Below are 13,301 nucleotides of genomic sequence, written 5' to 3'. Positions count from 1 at the left end.
GTACTCGCCCTCTCACAATCCAAGAATCGTCGACGCGATGATCTGACGCTGCACTTCGTTGGAACCGCCATAGATCGAAGCGGCTCTGGTCTTCAGGTATGTCGGCACGGAACGCTGGGCCCATCCGGGACTCGCAATTTCCTCACCGGCCTCGTACGGCAGCGAATCCGGGCCGGCGATGTCCATGAGGATCTCGGTGGCCGCTTGCTGGAGCTCCGAGCCGCGAAGTTTGAGGATCGACGATGCCGGATTCGGCTTGCCGTCGGCGGAGCTGGACACCAAGCGCAGCTGGGTCAGATCGAGCGCGAGCACTTCGTTCTCGAGTTCGGCGAAGCGCGCCGCGAACAATGGGTCCTCGAGTAACGTGCCGTCACCAGTCGGGGTGGCTGCGGCGTGCTTCTTTGCCTCTTCGAGCCGCAGCTTGGTATGGCCGACCCTGGCCACACTGGTGCGTTCATTGCCGAGAAGGAACTTCGCGTAGCTCCAACCCTGGTTCTCCTCGCCGACGAGATTCTCCGCCGGCACGCGCACGTTCTCGAAGAATACTTCGTTGACCTCGACGCTGCCGTCGATCAACTTGATCGGACGCACCGTGATACCTGGGGTTGTGAGGTCTATCAAAAGGAACGAGATACCCGCCTGCTTCTTCGGCGCAGCCGGGTTGGTGCGCACGAGTGCGAAGATCCAGTCCGCGTATTGGCCGAAGGTCGTCCACATCTTTTGTCCGTTGACGATGTAGTCGTCACCGTCACGCACAGCTGTGGTCCGCAGCGACGCCAGGTCCGAACCTGCCTCCGGCTCGGAGAAACCCTGACACCACCAGATGTCCAGGTTCGCGGTCTTAGGCAGAAATTTCTCCTTCTGTTCCGGGGAACCGAACGACGCGATGACCGGTCCGACCATGAAAGCGTTGAAGTTGAGCGGTTCGGGAACAGACGCGAGTTGCATCTCGTCGAGCCAGATGTGTTGCTGTATCGGTGTCCAGTTCCGGCCGCCGAACTCCTGGGGCCAGTGTGGAACAGCGAGTCCGTTCGCGTTGAGAATTCGCATCGTCGTCACCATGTCGTCACGGCTCAGGTCGATACCCATCCTGTTCTTCTCGCGGATCTCCGCGGGTATCTCCGTGTTGAAGAAAGCCCGTATTTCATGACGAAATGCAGCTTCCTCCTCTGTCAACGCAAGATTCATTCTTTTCCTCTCTGATCAATGGCAGACCGCCGAACTTGTGAGCTCGACTCGCGAGCTACGGGACGTGGGTTACAGGAGCGAACCGGTGGTCACACGGGGGTGCGGTTCAGGTCGGAATCCCGTTCTGCCGTAGCTCTCGCGTAAGACGTTCTTGCGGATCTTGTTGCTCGCGTTTCGGGGCATCTGATCGACCACGACCAAATCCTTGGGGTGCTTGTACCGTGCGAGGCGTGGCCGAAGGAAGTTCACGAGATCGTCGATCCCGAGCTGCATCCCGTCTTCGAGCACGGCCACAGCTACCGCGACCTCTCCCCAACGCTCATCGGATCGTCCGATGACCGCGATTTCTGCCACGGCTGGATGATCCATGATCGCGTTCTCGACCTCGGCGCAGTACACGTTCTCCCCGCCGGAGATGATCATGTCCTTCTTGCGGTCGACGATGTAGACGAATCCATCCTCGTCTTGTCGGCCGAGATCGCCGGAGTGGAGCCAACCTCCGGCGAACACTTCCTCGGAGGCGTTGGACCGTTGCCAGTAGCCGGCCATCACGGTCGGGCCTCTGAAGACGATCTCGCCGACCTCGCCGGTGGCGACCTCGTTCATCTGGTCGTCGACAATCTTCACCTCGACCGATGAGGTTGGGATACCTACTGATCCGAGCTTGCTCAGACTGTGTTCACCGTCGAGATAGCAGGCGAAACCTGTGCTTTCCGTCTGCCCGAAAACCGCCACTGTCTCTGCGTCGGGAAATGCCGTCATCATCGACCGCAACAACGCGTCCGAGGCCGGGGCTGCTCCCCAGCACAGGATGCGCAGAGCCAGTTCACGTGGTCTTTCCAGCTGGGCCTCGGTCAGCGTCTGCCACTGCGCCGGGACAAGGAAGACCCAAGTCGTTCGTTCGTTCTGGAACGTCTCGAGCGTGCGATCGGCATCGAACTCACCGAGAGGGTGAATCACCGATGTACCACCGAAGTACAGTTGCGGGAGCACAGAGGCGATACCGCCGATGTGGAAGAGCGGCACTGCGACCGAGACGACGTCACCGCGCCGGTACGAGAGCGAATCCATGAAGGCCATGGAAATGGCGTTCAGATTCGCGTGCGTGATCATCGCGCCTTTCGGCCTTCCGGTGGTGCCCGATGTGTACAGAATCATGGCCACCGACTCATCGGGCACGTCGATCTCCGGCAGATCGCCGACGGCGTCACCGATCACACGCTCGTAGTCGATCTGCCCCTGCCTGGCCCCACCGGTGCCGATGACGAACTCGATGCCCGAAGTTTCAGTTGCCACGGTGGCTGCGAGTTCGCTCATGAGCTGATCGGTGATGACGGCCTTCGCGCCGACATCTGTGGCGATGAACACTGCCTCGGCCGGACTCATCCTGATGTTGACCGGTACGGCGATGGCTCCGGTCGCGGTGATCGCGAGTAGCGCCTCGAGGTACTCGGGCCGGTTGAGCATGGTGATGAGAACGCGGTCACCGTGCCGAACGCCGCGTAGGTACAGGGTCTGCGCCAAAGCAGACGCCCGCTGGTGCAGCTCCTTCCAGGTGACGGTTCTTCCGAGGTATCGCAGCGCCGGGCGGTCCGGCGTCATGGATGCGTGGCGACGGACTTGGTTGTTCCAGTGGCGTCGGCGAGAGAGGGGCTGTTCGGCGGCGGCCACGTGTACTGGCTGGACGGGCGATGTGCTCATGACGTCTCCACAGAGTCGACGGTCGTCTGCGTGAGGTGTTTGCGCAGGAAAGCCACCTGATCATTGATGTTGTGCGTCCGCCAGGGCTCGACATAGACATCGAAATGGCCGACGGGGTACCGGCGAATCTCCGCGCCGCCGATCCGTCGGGCAAGGCGTTCGATGGTCGCTGGTGGTGCCACGGAGTCCTTTTCGCCGATCTGCAGCAGAACAGGGCAATGCAGCCGGCGGGCTGTCGCGATCGGCCGATTGAAGGCGATTGCGAGTAGTTCCCGTGCGGCGAACTCGTTTCGCCACGTCGCACCCGCGAACGCCCGCATCCCCGAGACGGCGTCGGCAGAGTTCATGGCCGCGAGGCTGCCCGGCGGCCCCACGATGGGCACCAGCAGCGGCGGGCGCCGTGTGAGAGCTCGCGTGAGATCACGGAGCCCTGCGATATTCGCCCGCAACATGAAGCCGAGACCGTTGGCGTGAATGGCGCTGCGCAGGGTCGCCGCACCGTCGACCGCGGCCACCTGCGCAACAACGGCTGCGATCCGCTTGTCGCTCGCGGCGACAGAGAGTGCGTGACCGCCTCCGTAGGATGTTCCCCAGATCACTATCCGCTCTGGGTCGACACCGTCGAGAGTACGCGCGAACGCGATGGCCGCGGCGAAGTCCTGGCGGTGACGGCGGAAGGACACCAATTGTCTTGGGGTCCCGGCGGAGTCTCCGAAACCCCGGTAGTCGAAGACCAGCACATCGATTCCTGCACCTGCGAACGCCTCGGCGAAAGGCAGCAACCCGCTGTCACGAGTACCTCCGAGTCCATGGGCCATCACCACACACGGCCGCCGTTTATCGACGTCGTGGGCGGATTCGGCTCCGGATAGGTGCCAGGCAGCGCAACGCTGCCCTTGACTGGTGAATTCGACGTTTCTCATCGGACTATCTCTTTCGTGGACGGGGCGCGTGGCACCTCGGGTGAAGTGCGTAACCCAGGGTGGACGTCATGCAGACCGCCCACCCCGGGTGACGTGGTTCTCGCTGGGTGTTCGGTGTCAGCTGTGTGCCGCGAGTGTCTCGGAGGCAGCCTCGGCCGGGGAGCTGAAAGTGAATCCGGGGAAACCCGAGGTCGTCTCTTCGTGGATCCGATCGAAGTAATTCCCCGCACCACCGAAGTAGGCCAGGATCCCCCGCGGCTTACCGGGGATGTTCGCGCCGAGGAACCATGAGTTCGCCACCGCGGCATTCGCCAGAACTGTACCTTCGAGTACTTCCTCGTTGTGCCGAACCCACGCATCGACGGCATCGGTATTCGGATCGATGGCTTCGTAGCCGTTCTGCTGCATGAAGGAAATGGTTGCGGTCACGAACTCGGCCTGCTGCTCGACCATGGTCGGACCGTTGGCGAAGGGCCCCAACGGTCCTGCCACGGTGAAGAAGTTCGGGAACCCATGCACCGCCAGTCCGAGGTAGGTCCGAGGCACGGTCTTCCACGTCTCGCTCAGTGATCGATTATCTCGGCCTCGGATGTCGACGCCTTCCGCTGGGCCGGTGATGGCATCGAATCCGGTGGCGAAGATGATCACATCGAATTCGTATTCGTCTGTGGCGGTGCGCAATCCACCAGGAAGGATCTCGGTGATCGGATTCTCGCTCACATCGACCAGGGACACGTTCGCACGGTTGAACGCTTCGTAATAGCTGTGCCCGCAGGGCGGACGCTTGGCGGCCAGCGGGTACCTCGGGCAAAGGAGTTCGGCCGTCTCCGGGTCTTTGACGATCGCTCTGATCTTGGAGCGGACGAATTCGGAGGCGATCTCGTTGGCGGGGCCATCGAGCCACACATCGTTGAAAGTGTCGAACAGGAAGCGGAAGCCTCCAATCTCCCACGCCCGTTCGAGTACACGCTGCTGATTGGCAGCGCTGTAGTCTGCGGCCCCATTTTCGCAAATGGGCAGGTCCATGGCATAGAAGTGCTGGCGTGCCCGCGTCCAGATGTTGTCATAGTCCGCCTTGATGGCGTCGCGCTCTGCTTCATCGATCGGCCGGTTACGCGCTGGCAAAACGTAATTCGAAGTCCGCTGGAACACGGTGACCTGGGCTGCGGAGTGCGCTACGACCGGTACGATCTGCACGCCGGAAGCCCCCGTACCGATCACGGCGACCCGCTTGCCGCTGAGATCGACCTCGTCGGTCGGCCAGAATCCGCTCTGATACCAGTCACCGGTAAAGGAGTCGAGGCCGGGGAAGTCCGGCAGATACGGCTTCGAGAGCGGACCGGCTGCCGACACCAGGTATCGACACGAGAACTCGTTTCCGTTGTCGGTCCGGACTGTCCAGACGTTCTCCACATCATCCCAGGTGGCGCCGGTCACCCTCGTCCGGAACCGAATATCTTTCCGAAGATCGAGATGATCAGTGACGAATTCGAAGTACCGTGCCATCTCGGCCTGTGTGGGGTAACGCTGGGACCAATTCCATTTGTCGAGGATTTCCTTGGAAAAGGAATAGCAGTAGTACCACGCCTCACTGTCGGTACGCGCCCCCGGATATCGATTCCAGAACCACACGCCGCCGACATCTTCGCCGGCGTCGACAAGAACCGTGGACATTCCCATCTTTCGTAGATCGTGCAGGGCTCGCAGCCCACCAAAACCCGCACCGATTACCACGGCATCAAACTCAATCGAATCGCTCATCACATCTCCTTTCAAGATGTGATGACGCTATCGTGATATGGATCACGTCAGAAGGGGCAGCTGCCCACGATTTGCGCCATCTAATGTGATCCTGCACAACGCGCTTCACGTTCGCGCGCAACGGTGCTCGTAGTTCATACGGACCAATGTGCCATTTCGAGCGCTAGTCCCACCCGCAGATGCCAACCAGACGACGATCGGGGGAGTAGGCGCTCAGCACGTTCTATTCGATTCAAAATGGTATTTCTATGAGTAAACAGGCGTGCGGCCGTGCGTGCAGTATTGGCGTCTTCCTGCAAGTAGATGCGCAGGGTTTCTTTCAGGGTCGAATCCGCATTCGCCAGCTGTCCCAGGGCGTCGGCGATGAATTCGTGAGCGGCTTCTTTGTCCTGGGAGGCCAACACGGCGATTACCACGTCGTCGTAAGCGGTAAAGGGCCCCATTTCGACGTATCGCTCCGTCACGCGCCGTGCGGCGACGGCTTCACGGTGGGTGCGCCGGAATCCGGACATGTGCGCTCTACTGGATCCGGCGGCAGCCATCAGGCCAGGAGAGGCCTGGGAGATCATTTCGGCCAACTGGCGTGAATCGAGTGGCTGATCGCTGCTCAGCCATACCCACGCGGTCGTGGTGCTGGCGGAGAGAGTGAGAGGGGGAGGTAGTTCGGACCTGAGGGCCAGGAGACGAGCCGTCTGTTCGAAGACTCCCTGTTCGTGGTCGCCGGTTGGCGACCACAGCACCAATCCGGTATGCCATGTGGAGAGGTCGTAGCCGAGTCGTTCGCGGGCGATGTCCTCTTTGATGGGAGCGCCTTCGAGGATCAGCGTCACGGTTTCCATCCTGCGAGACAGCACTCCGCCGAGCAGTTCGTCACGCTCCTGCTCGATCCGCTCGGTGATGGACGCAAGTGCCGCGCCGACCCACTCGTTGATCGATCCGAGTCCGTAGTCGGCGATAAGCGCGACTTCCTCGGGCGGCGCGGCCGCTGCAGCGGCCAGTAACCAATGCCGGCACCCGACGTTCTCGGCGTAGCGGTAGCCGGTCTGGAGGTGCTGGAAGTCGACGCCGTGCCGTATCAGGTCTCGGGCGATGTCGAGTGCTTCCGGGGGAACATCGACCGGGACCCGATGACCTGGTCGTCGGCGCTGAGCCTCCGACCATCGAGACGTCATGGCTCGCACGCTGGCTCGGACGCTCTCCTCGAGAGCTGGGTCGCTCGCGAGTGCGGGCGCGGCGGTGACCGCGGCGGTGACCATGTCCTCGAGAAGTCGGTCCGCATTTGCGACGAACTGCTCGACTGTCGCCAAGACCAGTCGGGCCTGATGCTCCGAAAATGGTTCCCAGCTGCGTGCCAACTTCGACATGACTGACTCTATCGTGCTCGATGGTCTCTCGAGAGGTCTTCCCTACCTGGCCGAAGACCGCGGGGCACCGGTCACCGATACCCCGCCGTCTTCAGCCGACGTCAGGCAAGGGTGGCGTCGAGGAGGTGTGCAAACTGGCGCTGGGCAATGCTTCTGCGGGAGGGCACGTGCTCGCTGGGCAGCCCTGTGTCGGTGGGCGTGTAGTCGCGAAGGATCAGCTTGGCGACGGTGTCCCGGTGTACCTCGTCGGGCCCGTCGTAAAAGCGTGCGGCGCGGGCAGCCCGGTACATTGCCTCGAGCGGCATGTCGGCGGAGTAGCCGAGAGAACCGTGCGTCTGGATGGCCCGGTCGATGACGTCGTGCAGGACTTTCGCGCCGAAGTACTTGATGTATGCGATCTCTTTGCGGGCGGCCGCGGTTCCCCGCTGATCGATGGTCCATGCTGCGTTCAAGGTCATGAGTCGAGCGGCCTGGATCTCGGCAGAAGAATCGGCGATCCAGTTGCGGATCGTCTGCTTGTCGGCGAGTACGCCGCCGTGCAGCTGACGGGATACCGCCCGTTCGCACATCATGTCCAGTGCGCGCTTTGCCTGGCCGACCCAGCGCATGCAGTGGTGGATGCGACCCGGTCCCAATCGCTTCTGGGCAACCCGGAAGCCGTCTCCGACGCCTCCGAGTAGTGCGGTTTCCGGCACTCTGACGTCGTGGAACCGTACCTCTGCGTGTGACGGATATTGGTTCGGGCGGATGGTCGGGTGTTCCATCGTCTCGAGGTCGCGAACGATCTGCACCCCGGGTGTGGTGACCGGGACGATGAACTGGGATGCCCGGTTATGGGCATCGGCGGTTCGATCGGTGACCGCGACGACGATGATGAAATCGGCGGTCGAGGCGTTGGACACGAACCACTTGGTTCCGTTGATGACCCAGTCGTCTCCGACGCGGTCGGCGGTTGTCGACAATTGTGTGGGGTCGGACCCGGCGTGGTCGGGTTCGGTCAGGGCGAAGGCGGAGTACGCCTCGCCCGCCAGCAGGGGTTCGAGCCATCGCTTCTTCTGTTCGGGAGTGCCCGCGGCGGCGAGGATTTCGCTGTTTCCCGAATCGGGCGCCTGGTTGCCGAAGACGAGCGGAGCCACCCAGCTCGAGCCGACGATCTCGTGCATCAGGCCGAGCTTGACCTGTCCGTATCCCTGACCTCCGAGTTCCGGGTCCAGGTGCGCCGCCCAGAGGTGCTGATCTTTCACCTGCTGTTGCAGGGGGCCGATTGCCTGACGTAGCTGTGACCAGTCCAGATTCAACGTCTCCAGTGGTAGCACGTCGTTCTTGACGAACTGTCGGATCCACTCCAACTTCGATTCGAATTCCGGTTCGGTGCTGAAATCCCAGGCCATGATGTCTCCTATTACTGTGTGATCGAAGTTCAGTTGGTCAGCGTGAGCGCGCGGGTGAACAGCGCCGTCGCCGTGTGGTGCAGACGGTGGCCCACGTCCGCGGGCGCGAGACCTGCGCACGAGCGGGCGTACGTCCCTTCCAGGAGAATGCCGAGCTTGAAGCACGCCAGCACGGCGTACCAATCTGCGGCGGAGACGTCGTAGCCGGTGCGCTCGCCGTAGATCCGGACGAGCTCGTGCGCGGGGGGAAGTGAGCCCGCGCGCGCCAGTTCGGAGCCGATGACATCGCTCGCTTCGTCGGGTTCGGGCCACGTCGCCAGCAGCCAGCCGAGGTCCAGCAGCGGATCCCCGATGGTGGCCATTTCCCAGTCGACGATCGCCGCGACGTATGGACCGCCGTACCCGAACATGACGTTGGCGAGGTGATAGTCACCGTGCATGATGCCGACCGGGCCGCTCGCGGGTTGGTTGCGGTTCAACCACGCGGCAACCTTCTCGACCGGCAAGCTGTGGCCCGGATAGCCGTCCGAAGAGGCGTACGAGTCGAGTTCACGTAGCCAGCGCGGAACCTGCCGGTCGAGAAAACCCTCGGGTCGCCCGAAATCGCCCAGGTGGGCCGCCTTGTAGTCGACCATGCTCAGTTCCGCGAGCGCCTCGACCAGAGATAGTCCCATCTGATACCGGATGCTTGGCGATGATGCGTGTGGCTCCGGCAGTTCCACGGCTGCGTTGAAACCGTCGATCGGTTCCATGAGGTAGAACACCGACCCGCCCAGAATCGTCTCGTCGAGACAGGCGTGGATCAGTTTCGCGTGCGGCACGGGGGTATCGGCCAGCGCGGTGAGGAGACGAATTTCCCTGCGGAGGTTGTCATTGGTGGTCGATCGCAGATGCGCGGGTCCGCGGCGCAAGACGAATTCACGACTGTCGCAGCTGAAGCGAAGCATGATGTTCTGGGTGCCGCCGCCGATAGTGCGCGCATCGGTCAACGGTCCGGATCCGAGATTCGCGTCGTGGACACAACTCCGCAAGGCTACGAGGTCGACGCCGAGGTCGCCGACATGATCGGCTGCAGCACTTTTCGTCATCGGACTCCGCCGTCGAGCCGCAGTGTGGCGCCGGTGCAGAACGCTGCCGACTCCCCGGTGAGATACAATGCTGCACCGACTATCTCGTCAGGATTACCACACCGCCGTAGTGCTGCTTGCGCGTCGAACTGGACGCGCATCTCCTCGGTCCAGGCGGCGGATATGTCCGTCAGGAACGGGCCGCACTGGATGGCGTTGACGCGGACTCCGGACGGCCCGAAGGTGTGAGCGAGCCCCTCCGTGAGGTTGTTGAGTGCGGCCTTGGCCGCCGCGTAGGGGACGGCGCTGGGGTCCGGTCGTATTGCTTCGATCGACGAGATGTTGAGGATCGATCCGCTTCCTGCTGCCGCCATCCGTGTTCCGACGACGGACGCCAGCCGGAACGGTCCCTTCAGGTTCACACCGATGACCTTGTCGAAGTAGGCCTCGGTGACCTGATCGACCGACGGATACAACGGCGAGAGGCCGGCATTGTTGACGAGCACGTCGACACGTCCGAACTCCCGGTACGCCTCGGCGATCAACTCGTCGCACTGGTCCCAGTCGCTGACGTTGCAGCCCACGGCCAGCGCCCTTCGGTTGTGAATGACCTCGGCGTCCTTAGCAACCACTATGCAGTCGGCCACTTTTCGACTGGCCACGACAACATGTGCGCCCTCCGCGGCGAAGGCCAGCGCCATCTCCCGGCCCATCCCCCGGCTCGCCCCGGTGATGACCACTACCTTGCCATCGAAATTCACTTCTACCTCGCTACGTCGCGTACTGGTGGATTCAGCCCGGCGGATGTGTCGAAGCGAACGACCACGCCGTCTAAATATTTCATTGAGTGCTCACTCTATTATATCCCGGAGGGGTGTGTCCAGACCGGGATCGAGGCGGCTTAGACTATGTCCTCGTGGAGGCACCTGATGATCTGACCAGCAGCGGTCCGCGGCGTCCGGGGCGACCGCGCGGCAGTGTCGCCAGCACAACCGGGGCGACGAGAGACCGGATCACCGAGATCGCAATCGAGCTCTTCTCAACCCTCGGCTACCACGCCACGAGTGTTTCCGAAATCGGAGAGCGTACCGGCTTGAGACCGGGTGCCCTGTACTACCACATCAAGTCCAAGGAAGACCTCCTCTGGGAGATCCTCGAGAGCTACACCCAGGAAGCGCTCGCAGGAGCACGGCAGGTGGTCGCAATGGACTTGACCCCGATAGACAAGCTGAATCTACTCATAGACAGGCACGTGAGGACCATAGCCCGCCACAGGCGGGAAGTACTCATCCAACTCCGCGACGCCGATGCTCTCACCGCCGAGCACAATCAGAAGCTGCAAGCGATGAGACAAGAAGTTCAGCGCTGCTGGGAGGACGTACTCGACGAAGGGCAACGCGCAGGCGACATTGCGCGTTCGAACCGAACTGTGGCGAACGGTCTCCTGGGGATGCTGAACTCGGTACCCCAGTGGTACCACCCCGGGCACGGCCAAGACATCGACACCATCGCGCGAGAACTTCGCGCGATGGTTATCGACGGGCTCGCCCGCTGAGATCTGATTCCTGCCTCACGCGTCCCCGAAGTAGCTCGTGATTCACCGACTCCTGTGCGCGTGACCGACCAAGTCGGATTTCCCTTCGCCGAGTTCCATGACGTCGGTGCTGAGCGAGGACAAAGTCTCACGGGCGGAGTTCGTTCAGGGAGCCCGCTTCCGGCGAAGAAGGACGCCACCATGATCTTGTCGCGCTAGACGCCGTCTATGTTCGGGCTACCGCTGAGTGCTGCAGTGTCACCGCCCGGCGACTACTGGAAGCCGTACTACTACCTTGCTCGAGGACGCGTTGCCGGTGATGCTGGTCAACGCCCACGACGCGCGGAACATGGCGGGCCGCAAGTCCGATGTGTCCGACGCCGCCTGGCTGGCCGACCTGGGCGCGCACGGGCTGCTGCGCGGGTCGCTGGTGTCGCCGCCACCGATCCGCCGTCTGCGTGATCTCACCCGCGCCCGCACCGCGATCACCCGCGACCGCGGCAGGGCGGTGCAACGGATCGAGGAGGTCCTCGAGGACGCCGGCATCAAGCTGTTCTCGGTCGCCACCGACATCATGGGTGTCTCGGGCCGGTCGATGCTGGAGGCCCTCGTTAGCGGCCGTGACGACCCGGCGGCGACATGCGTGTGTTCCCGACCGCGGGTCATCTGGCGTCTTGGGCGGGGGCGGCACCCGGCTCGAATAAGTCTGCGGGACGGGTGAAGTCGACGAAGACCCGGCCTGGCAACCGGCACCTGAAGGGTGCGCTCGGCACCGCCGCGCTGTCGGTGGCCGGCTCGAAGGGCACCTACTTCTCGGCCAAGTACAAGAGGATCGCGTCCCACCGAGGTCCGATGAAGGCGGTCGTCACCCCACCTGTCCCCACCATCCGCGGTGGTCACCTAACTTTCGTAAGAGAGCTTCGCCAGTCGACTGGCTCCGAGCGGAACGAGTAGAGGTTTTCGTGGTTGTCGATAGGGATTACGTCGGTTTCTCCGTCTTGATATACGACCAGCCAGCAGTCCCGGTCGTGTGAGGGCACGGTCATCACGATCTGCGCCCACTGTCCGGTGCGGTAACCGTGCGGGTTGTTTCGGCGGACGAACTGTCCGAGACGGTTTGGGGCGATGCGGGCAGTCATCAGGTCCTCCGTAATGGTGGGTGATAGGGCACAGTGGATGGCCGTACCGGGTGTGGAAGCACCCGCCGGCGACGCCGATTCGGCAGTCGCCGACGGGGCGATCAGATCCCCCGGGCTGCGGCCCGAAGTTGCTCCGCGGTGGCCTCGAGGAGTTCGTTCCAGGACACCTCGAACTTGTCGACGCCCTCGTCCTCGAGGACCTTGAACACGTCGGGNAGGTCGATGCCGACGGCGGTGAGCTGGTCGAAGATCTCCTGCGAGGCGACCGCGGTGCCGGAGACGGTGTCCCCTTNGACCNNGCCGTGGTCGGCGAACGCGTCGAGGGTCTTCTCCGGCATCGTGTTCACGGTGTTCGGGGCCACCAGNTCGGCGACGTACAGGGTGTCCGGGTANGCGGGGTTCTTGACGCCNGTNGACGCCCACAGTGCGCGCTGCGGGCGGGCACCGCCCTCNAGCAGTCCCTGGAACCGCGGCTGCACCTCGAAGACCTGCTGGTAGGCGGCGTACGCGAGGCGGGCGTTGGCGAGGGCCGCCTTGCCGCGCAGCGCGAGTGCGTCGGGGGTGCNGATCTTGTCGAGCCGCTTGTCGATTTCGGTGTCGACGCGGGAGACGAAGAACGAGGCGACCGAGTGGATGCGGGANAGGTCGTGTCCGGCGGCCTTGGCGGCCTCGAGGCCGTCGAGGTAGGCGCCCNTGACGAGTTCNTAGCGTTCCACCGAGAAGATCAGCGTGACGTTGACGCTGATGCCCTCANCGAGCACNTTGGCGATGGCCGGGATGCCGGCCTCGGTGGCCGGGATCTTGATGAACAGGTTCGGGCGGTCGACGATCTTCCACAGTTCGACGGCCTGCGCGACGGTCTTGTCGGCGTCGTGGGCGAGGCGGGGGTCGACCTCGATGGACACGCGGCCGTCGACGCCGTGGCTGGCCTCGAACTGCGGGGCGAGGACGTCGCAGGCGGCGCGGACGTCGTCGGTGGTCACCGTGCGGATGGTGGCCNNGNCGTCTGCGCCGCGTTCGGCGAGTTCGCGGACCTGGGCGTCGTAGACGTGGCCCTTGCTGAGTGCGGCCTGGAAGATCGACGGGTTGGTGGTGACACCGACGACGGACTTGGTGGCGACGAGTTCGGCGAGGTTGCCGGACTCGATGCGGTCACGGGAGAGGTCGTCGAGCCACACCGAGACGCCGGCTTCGGACAACGTTGTCAGGTGGGTGTTCTGCTGCATCATGCGG

General features: G+C 63.1%; 10 protein-coding genes and 1 pseudogene. 2 read left to right on the top strand and 9 right to left on the bottom strand.

The genetic code is table 11. The annotated features are described in order from the left end of the window. Window positions 1–12: 12 nt before the first annotated feature. The 8 genes from CA951_RS38035 to CA951_RS38000 all read right to left on the bottom strand — a co-directional run bounded on the left by CA951_RS38035 (window position 13) and on the right by CA951_RS38000 (window position 10,156). A complete protein-coding gene (locus CA951_RS38035) occupies window positions 13–1,188 on the bottom strand; it encodes an acyl-CoA dehydrogenase family protein (protein WP_087561780.1) in 1,176 nt (391 codons plus the stop codon). A gap of 69 nt (window positions 1,189–1,257) precedes the next feature. Continuing rightward, window positions 1,258–2,889, bottom strand: coding sequence for a long-chain-fatty-acid--CoA ligase (locus tag CA951_RS38030; protein ID WP_087561779.1), 1,632 nt, complete (start codon window positions 2,887–2,889; stop codon window positions 1,258–1,260). Beyond that, a complete protein-coding gene (locus CA951_RS38025; protein ID WP_087561778.1) occupies window positions 2,886–3,812 on the bottom strand; it encodes an alpha/beta hydrolase in 927 nt (308 codons plus the stop codon). Before CA951_RS38025 ends, CA951_RS38030 begins: the two co-directional genes overlap by 4 nt. A 117-nt stretch (window positions 3,813–3,929) precedes the next feature. Continuing rightward, on the bottom strand, window positions 3,930–5,573 hold the full coding sequence (locus CA951_RS38020) for an NAD(P)/FAD-dependent oxidoreductase (protein WP_087561777.1): 1,644 nt from the start codon (window positions 5,571–5,573) through the stop codon (window positions 3,930–3,932). A 134-nt stretch (window positions 5,574–5,707) separates the two neighbouring features. Further along, window positions 5,708–6,829, bottom strand: a complete 1,122-nt coding sequence (locus CA951_RS38015) for a CdaR family transcriptional regulator (RefSeq protein ID WP_179220466.1) — start codon at window positions 6,827–6,829, stop codon at window positions 5,708–5,710. A gap of 209 nt (window positions 6,830–7,038) precedes the next feature. Next, window positions 7,039–8,328 carry an acyl-CoA dehydrogenase family protein gene (locus CA951_RS38010; protein WP_087561775.1) on the bottom strand — a complete coding sequence of 430 codons (1,290 nt, stop codon included), beginning with the start codon at window positions 8,326–8,328 and terminating at the stop codon, window positions 7,039–7,041. A gap of 29 nt (window positions 8,329–8,357) precedes the next feature. Then, complete coding sequence (locus CA951_RS38005) at window positions 8,358–9,416, bottom strand: phosphotransferase family protein (protein ID WP_087561774.1); 1,059 nt, start codon at window positions 9,414–9,416, stop codon at window positions 8,358–8,360. Continuing rightward, on the bottom strand, window positions 9,413–10,156 hold the full coding sequence (locus CA951_RS38000) for an SDR family NAD(P)-dependent oxidoreductase (protein WP_087561773.1): 744 nt from the start codon (window positions 10,154–10,156) through the stop codon (window positions 9,413–9,415). The genes CA951_RS38005 and CA951_RS38000 overlap by 4 nt, the downstream gene beginning before the upstream one ends. Window positions 10,157–10,311: 155 nt before the next feature. On the opposite strand from CA951_RS38000, the gene CA951_RS37995 reads away from it, so the two are divergent. Both CA951_RS37995 and CA951_RS37990 read left to right on the top strand, forming a co-directional pair. Continuing rightward, the gene (locus CA951_RS37995; protein ID WP_179220465.1) at window positions 10,312–10,950 is read left to right on the top strand and encodes a TetR/AcrR family transcriptional regulator; all 639 of its coding nucleotides are present in this window, start codon (window positions 10,312–10,314) and stop codon (window positions 10,948–10,950) included. Window positions 10,951–11,196: 246 nt separating this feature from the next. Then, window positions 11,197–11,871: pseudogene (locus tag CA951_RS37990) on the top strand (transposase); the annotation flags it as partial. A gap of 298 nt (window positions 11,872–12,169) precedes the next feature. Here the strand turns inward: CA951_RS37990 and tal are convergent. Continuing rightward, a complete protein-coding gene (tal, locus tag CA951_RS37980; protein ID WP_087561806.1) occupies window positions 12,170–13,294 on the bottom strand; it encodes a transaldolase in 1,125 nt (374 codons plus the stop codon). Window positions 13,295–13,301 lie beyond the last annotated feature (7 nt).

Source organism: Rhodococcus sp. NCIMB 12038, assembly GCF_002165735.1.
In the GTDB taxonomy this organism is placed as follows: Bacteria; Actinomycetota; Actinomycetes; order Mycobacteriales; family Mycobacteriaceae; genus Rhodococcus_F.
This window is presented reverse-complemented; position numbering and strand designations above follow the sequence as displayed.

Coding starts and splice junctions, on each gene's coding strand:
- CA951_RS38035 (WP_087561780.1), bottom strand. CDS start 1,188: ATGAATCTTGCGTTGACAGAGGAGGAAGCTGCATTTCGTCATGAAATA.
- CA951_RS38030 (WP_087561779.1), bottom strand. CDS start 2,889: ATGAGCACATCGCCCGTCCAGCCAGTACACGTGGCCGCCGCCGAACAG.
- CA951_RS38025 (WP_087561778.1), bottom strand. CDS start 3,812: ATGAGAAACGTCGAATTCACCAGTCAAGGGCAGCGTTGCGCTGCCTGG.
- CA951_RS38020 (WP_087561777.1), bottom strand. CDS start 5,573: ATGAGCGATTCGATTGAGTTTGATGCCGTGGTAATCGGTGCGGGTTTT.
- CA951_RS38015 (WP_179220466.1), bottom strand. CDS start 6,829: ATGGTCACCGCCGCGGTCACCGCCGCGCCCGCACTCGCGAGCGACCCA.
- CA951_RS38010 (WP_087561775.1), bottom strand. CDS start 8,328: ATGGCCTGGGATTTCAGCACCGAACCGGAATTCGAATCGAAGTTGGAG.
- CA951_RS38005 (WP_087561774.1), bottom strand. CDS start 9,416: ATGACGAAAAGTGCTGCAGCCGATCATGTCGGCGACCTCGGCGTCGAC.